At 74.4% G+C, this 6,086-nt stretch carries 3 protein-coding genes; 2 read left to right on the top strand and 1 reads right to left on the bottom strand.

Annotation, left to right across the window (positions count from 1 at the left end):
• Positions 1-237: 237 nt before the first annotated feature.
• Both AB8A24_RS16305 and AB8A24_RS16300 read left to right on the top strand, forming a co-directional pair.
• Positions 238-1,350, top strand: coding sequence for a MoxR family ATPase (locus AB8A24_RS16305; protein WP_328961061.1), 1,113 nt, complete (start codon positions 238-240; stop codon positions 1,348-1,350).
• The gene (locus AB8A24_RS16300; protein WP_369476278.1) at positions 1,347-4,949 is read left to right on the top strand and encodes an SAV_2336 N-terminal domain-related protein; all 3,603 of its coding nucleotides are present in this window, start codon (positions 1,347-1,349) and stop codon (positions 4,947-4,949) included. The genes AB8A24_RS16305 and AB8A24_RS16300 overlap by 4 nt, the downstream gene beginning before the upstream one ends.
• A gap of 18 nt (positions 4,950-4,967) precedes the next feature.
• Here the strand turns inward: AB8A24_RS16300 and AB8A24_RS16295 are convergent, their stop codons facing one another.
• Positions 4,968-5,855 carry an ion transporter gene (locus AB8A24_RS16295; protein ID WP_328961059.1) on the bottom strand — a complete coding sequence of 296 codons (888 nt, stop codon included), beginning with the start codon at positions 5,853-5,855 and terminating at the stop codon, positions 4,968-4,970.
• Between the last annotated feature and the right edge of the window lie 231 nt (positions 5,856-6,086).

Here is a 6,086-nt window from a genome sequence, read left to right as displayed (position 1 = left end):
TGTGCGGCCTCGGTGATGAAGGGGACTTCGCTCTTGGTGGCTTCCAGCAGACCCGCCTCGACGGCGGCCAGTCCGGCGGCGCCGCGGGAGCCGCACGCGCCGCCGCGGGAGCCGCGCACGCCCACCAACCGCCCGCAGGGGGAGACCAGTTGGTACTCCTGTGGGACGATCCCGACGACATGCCGGGCCTCCGGTCCCTGGCCTGACCCCGACCACCGACCGACGGCGGAACCGAAGATGGAGGCAGAGGCAGTGGTGAAGGACTGGTGGCTGTACCACGGGACCGGCGAGGGCGCGGACCGGCGTGCCCGCCTGGAGGCCGGATTCCCGCCACCCTGGCGGGACTTCACCGGCGCCCCCGACCCCGGATACGCGCCGCCCGGGTGCGCGGGAGCGGCCTGGGAGCGCACCTGGCGACGCGGCGAGGGCTACGTACCCGACGAGCCGGAGAAGGACGTGGTCAATACGGCCCTGCACCTGCGCAGGCCGCTGCTCGTCACCGGGAAACCGGGCGTCGGCAAGTCCACCCTCGCCTACAGCATCGCCTCCGACCTGAACCTGGGGCCCGTACTGCACTGGCCGATCACCAGCCGGACCGTCCTGCGGGACGGGCTGTACCTGTACGACGCCATCGGCCGCCTCCAGGAGGCCGGGCTGGAGCAACTGCGCACCCCCGGAGCACACCCGGCAGCGGTCGCACCCGCGACCTCGCCCCCGACCGAACCCGCGACCGCGCCCCCGCGGGACACCCCCTCCGCCCCCTCGATCTCCCGCTATCTGCGCCTCGGCCCCCTCGGTACCGCCCTGCTCCCGCAGGACCGCCCCCGCGTCCTGCTCGTCGACGAGATCGACAAGAGCGACATCGACCTCCCCGGCGACCTCCTCACCGTCTTCGAGGACGGCGGCTTCCTCATCCCCGAACTCGCCCGCCTCGCCCAGGAGGACCCCACCGTCGCCATCGGCACCGACGACGACCCCGACGCGGTCGTACGGATCACCCAGGGCCGTGTCCAGTGCCGCTACTTCCCCATCGTCGTCCTCACCAGCAACGGCGAACGCGACTTCCCGCCCGCCTTCCTGCGCCGCTGCGTCCGCCTGCACCTGGAGCCGCCCGGGCCGGACAAGCTCGCCCGCATCGTCCGCCGCCGGCTCGGGGTCGACATCGATTCCGGCGAGGAGTACCAGGACCTCGTCCAGGCCTTCCTCGACCGCGGCGAGGACGGCGACCTGGCCACCGACCAGCTCCTCAACGCCATCCAACTCCGCCTCGCCGGCGCCTGGTCCGCGCCCGCGGACCGCGAACGCTTCCTCGCCACCGTCATGCAGCACCTGACCGGGCCCACGGCGTGATCGAGAAGCTGCTCGCGGCCCTCGCCGACGGCACCGACAGTGCCGACGGCAGCGTCCCGAGCACCGGCATCGGGGCGGAGGAGATCGCCGACATCCTGTGGCTGGCGGCCCGCGTGGACCCCGCCGGGACCCGCCCGCCCGACGAGCCCGGCGCCGACCCGCCGGGCGGGCGGCCGCCGCCCCTCGACCCCCCTTCACCCGAGCCCGGCTCCGCGCCCGGGACGGACGTCCCGGCCGGCGGCGAACCGGCCGTCCAGCTCTTCCCGGCCGCCCGGCGCGAGTTCGCCGGAAAACCGGCCGACGAGGCCACGGAACGCCGGGGCTCACCCCTGCGACTGCCCCGCGCCGCCTCCCTCGACGACCCGCTCGCCCTGATGCGCTCCCTGCGGCCCGTCGGTCGACGCTCCATCGGCGGCCCGGGGGAAGAACTGGACGAGCAGCTCACCGTGGAACGCAGCATCGAGCGCATGGTGACGACCCCGGTCCTGCGCCCCGCCGAGAGCCGCTGGCTGGACCTGGCACTGGTCGTCGACACCCACCACTCCATGCTGCTCTGGTCGGACCACGTGGACGAGCTCCGCCGCGTCCTGACCCGCAGCGGGGTCTTCCGCGACGTGCGCACCTGGCAGCTGACCGGCACCGGCGCCGGCGCCACCCCGATGGTCACCCACGGCCACGACGGCCCGCCCCGCAACCCCCTGGAACTGGCCGACCCGGCGGGCCGCCGGCTGATCCTGGTCCTCTCCGACACCGTGGCGGGCGGCTGGCGGGAGGCCCCGATGCGGAGCATGCTCCGGCACTGGTGCGCCCACAACGCCGTGGCCGTACTGAACGTCCTGCCCGAACGGCTCTGGACACGCGGCGCCGTCCGGCCCGTCCCCTTCGCCGTCCGCGCCGACCGGCCGGCCGCCGCCACCCGCTCCTGGCAGCGGGTCCCGGCCGCCCGCAGCGCCCGCGCCGGCCGCCGCCGCACCGCCGCCCCGCCCGGCGTCCCCGTGGTTCCCGTGGTCGGGGTCGCCTCCGGCAGCCTGGCCCGGCTGGTGCGGGTGGTCTCCGGGGACGGCCGGTGGCGGCGCCTGGCCTGTCTGCGCCTGGACCCGGAACCCGCCGTCGCGAGCGCCCCGGAGGATCCCGCCCCCGCCGGCGGCCGCAGCGCCCTGGACGTGGTGGAACGCTTCCGGGCGAGCGCCTCGCCGACGGCCCAGCAGCTCGCCGCCCACCTGGCCGCCGTACCGCTGACCCTGCCCGTGATGACCCTCGTCCGGCGCTCCCTGCTGCGCGACTCGGAACACGGTCACCTCGCCGAAGTCGCCCTCGGCGGGCTCTTCGAGACCTGGGAGGACGAACGGGATCCCGGGGAGGTGGAGTTCGAGTTCCTGCCCGGCGTACGGGAGGCATTGCTCGGCTCACAGCTGCGTGGGGACGTGGCCGCCGTACGGGAACTGGTCCGGCGCCGCGTCTGGGAGTTCATGTCGCGCAACCGGAGCACCGGCCCGGACTTCTCCGCGACCCGGGTCACCACGGGCCGGGAGGGCGTGCGCCGGGTGGCCGAGGGCGCCCTGCCGTTCGCGGCGCGGCCACCGCGGGATCGGGGCCTGGCCGACCGGGTCGTCCGGGTCCGCCACGACGGGATGGCCGAGCCGCAGGAGGTCGGCACCCTGCTGACCCGGCGCCTCGTGCTCACGGTGGGGGACGCGGTGCCCCCCGCGGGCGCGGTGGCCTGGGTGCGGCCCGGTGACCGGGAGATCCCCTGCCGTGCGGTGTGGTGGGACGACGCGGCGCCCCGGATGCTGCTGCTCCAGGCCGACGAGGACCTGATGGATCCGGCGGTCGGTGTGGAGCCGCTGCCCTGGCTGACGGCGGGGGAGCACCACCGCCTGGACCGGCTGCGGATCGACGGCCGCACCGACCAGGGGGACCCGCTCGCGCTCACGGGCGAGGTGGCTCCGCACGACGGCGAACGCAACGGCGAGCTCGTCCGGCTCTCCGCGGAACCGGAGGGTTGGACGCACTTCCGCGGCGGCCCCGTCTCCGCGGACGGTGCGCTGATCGGCGTCGTCCACACGGTCTGGCCCGACCGCATGGTGTTCCTGCTGGCCGACGCCCTGCTGGAACAGCCGGGCTTCCGCGCGGCGCTGGAGGGTTCCGGGCGGGCGCGGGACACGGAGACCGCGGTGTGCCTGGCGGTGCTGCCCGGCACCGACGGCGTGGTCCCGACCGGGAGCACGCCGCTCTCGGAGACGCGCGACATGCTGGTCGAGCTCATGCGGCACACCGGTGTCGGCGGGCGGCTGACCGGCGGCGAGGGGGACGCTCCGCTGCTCGTCACGTTCGCCGCTCCGGGCGCCCACGCCAAGGCGGGCCGGCTCCTGCACGATCTGCCCGGGGTCATGACCCGGTACGGATTCCGGCGCGTGGACGGTATGCACCCCTCGCTCGGCGTGGCCGTGGGACGTGGCACGGACGAGAGCGCCCGGCTGGTGCGGCACCCCGTGATCGCGGATCTGCTGGGACGGACGGTGCGGCCGGGGGCGCTCGTCCTCGCCGTCTCCCACCGCCTGCACGAGGAACTGGGTGACGTGATCGGCTCGCCCGCCCGGCTCGCACTGCACCGGGTGGGTGGCGACGACGAGGGCTGGGTGTGTTCCGACGACCACGCGCCCGCCGGGGTGCTCGGGCAGGTACTGACGGAGTCGGGCGGGCTCCTGGACGAGGGCATCGACTGGCCGGCCTGCGGACTCGAGGCCTCGCCGGCCGACCCGCAGGCCTGCATCGGCATCCGGCTGCCGGGCCACGAGCGGTGCCTTGCCCATCTGGAGATCGAGGACCAGGAAACCTACCTCGGGACACTGTCGCCGGGAGCGCCGGTGGACCTCCGGGGCACCACCTTCGATCACGGCCTGCTGCCGCGCCTCCTCATGGCGTTGCAGCCGAGCGTTCCGGGACCCGCCAGAGTGGGGCCGGCGGCCTTCGACCGGGCACGGTTCGCGGAGGGCTGGAACCGGCCGGACATCGAGTTCTCGGATCGCGCGTCCTTCGTCCGGGCCACCTTCGCGGGCCGGGCCGGTTTCGCCGGGGCCACCTTCGCCGGGCCGGTCTCCCTCGACGGCGCGGTCTTCGAGCACGTCGGCGACTTCGACCGGTGCCGCTTCCACCGCGCGGCGACCTTCCGCCGGACGCGCTTTCGCGGCTCGGCGGGGTTCAAGGACGCGGTCTTCCTCGCCGACGTCTCCTTCGGCCGGGCCGTGCTGCAGGCCTCCGCGGACCTGAACGGGATGCGGGTGGACGGGACGGCGGACTTCACCCGCACCGTCTTTCGCGGCCTGGCGGGGATGAGCGCGACCGGCTTCGCGGGATCCGTCTCCTTCGCGTCGGCGACATGGGAGCGCGGGCTCCTGTCCACCGGGGCGGTGTTCGAAGGACCGGTGGACTTCGCGCACGCCACGTTCCGGGGCCGGGTCCGCTTCGAAGGAGTGCTCTTCGAAGCGGATTCGATCGTCGGGCAGTTCTCCTCGGTCGTCCCGCCGGACCGCTGGGCCTCCACCCGGCGCTCCGACGGCACGTGGGACATCCGGCTGCTCGACGCCGAGAACGAATGACCGGGGCGGCCCCGGCCGTCAGGTCCCGCTGTGCGAGGCCTCCAGCCGCCGCTCCGGCCGGTCGGCCGTGGGCGGCAGGCTCGCCTCGATCTCGTCCAGGGCCCGGCGGGCCGTGGCGATCCGCGCCCGGACGTCGGGCTCCGCCCCCGGCGCCGGGGCGCGCTTCGCCTCGTCCTCCATCTCGCGTGCCTCGTCCAGGGAATTGAGGACCACGCCGATGAGTACGTTCACCAGCACGAAGGAGGCGAGCAGCGCGTAGGAGGCGTAGTAGATGATGCTCAGCCGGGAGATCTGCAGCCCCGCGCGGACGGCGTCCGTCAGACCGTCGAGCGTGGTCAGCAGGAAGAGCGTGAGCATCGCGCGGCCCACCGAGCCGTAGTGCCCGGGGTCCGACCTCGCGAAGCAGACCCAGCCGATCATGGCGTACACGTACAGCACCAGCGCGCCGACGAACAGGAAGCTGGCGGTGCCCGGCAGGCTGCGGCCCACCGCGACCAGCAGGATGCGCAGGTGCGGCAGGAAGCGGGCGGTGCGCAGGACCCGGGCCAGGCGCAGCAGCCGTAGCAGGGTGGTGTTCTCGCGGACGAGCGGGACGAAGGCGGAGGCGACGACCGCGAGGTCGAAGAGGTTCCACGGGTCGCGGAAGAATGCTTTCGGCCGGTCCGCGCAGGCGCCCACGCGCAGCAGCATCTCCAGGGTGAACAGGGCCAGGCAGCAGTTCTCCGCGCCCTGCAGCACGAGCCGGTACTCCGCGGCGAGGCCGCTGTACGTCTCCACCCCCATCAAGGCGGCGTTGAAGAGGATCGCGCAGAAGACGACCATCCCGAAGGCGGGGGCCTCCGTGGCCACCCGGCATCGGGCTGCCAGCTTCATCCGACCGCGTCCGGCCGGCCTCGGGTCTGTCATCGTGCTCCTCGTACTCGCGTCTGCGCCGCGGGCGAAACGGCAGCTCACCCCTCTAACGCCCCAGGGTCGATCGGGTTTCACCCCGGTCCGCCCCTCGATGCGCCGAACGTGAGCCGGAGCGCGGTTCCGCTCCCGCGCGCCTCCTGTGCCCCTTCGCCCCGGGCCGGGCCCAAGTGCGTTGCGTGAACAGTCGGTTGATCTGCGGGTGGGCCGACCCGTCGGCGCATATGC

The organism is Streptomyces sp. BF23-19 (genome assembly GCF_041106355.1).
In the GTDB taxonomy this organism is placed as follows: domain Bacteria; phylum Actinomycetota; class Actinomycetes; order Streptomycetales; family Streptomycetaceae; genus Streptomyces; species Streptomyces virginiae_A.
Note: the sequence above shows the minus strand (reverse complement) of the source record. Positions and strands in the feature narration are given on the sequence as shown.

Excerpts from the sequence above, each read along its gene's own strand:
- AB8A24_RS16305 (WP_328961061.1), top strand. The coding sequence starts at position 238 with ATGGAGGCAGAGGCAGTGGTGAAGGACTGGTGGCTGTACCACGGGACC.
- AB8A24_RS16295 (WP_328961059.1), bottom strand. The coding sequence starts at position 5,855 with ATGACAGACCCGAGGCCGGCCGGACGCGGTCGGATGAAGCTGGCAGCC.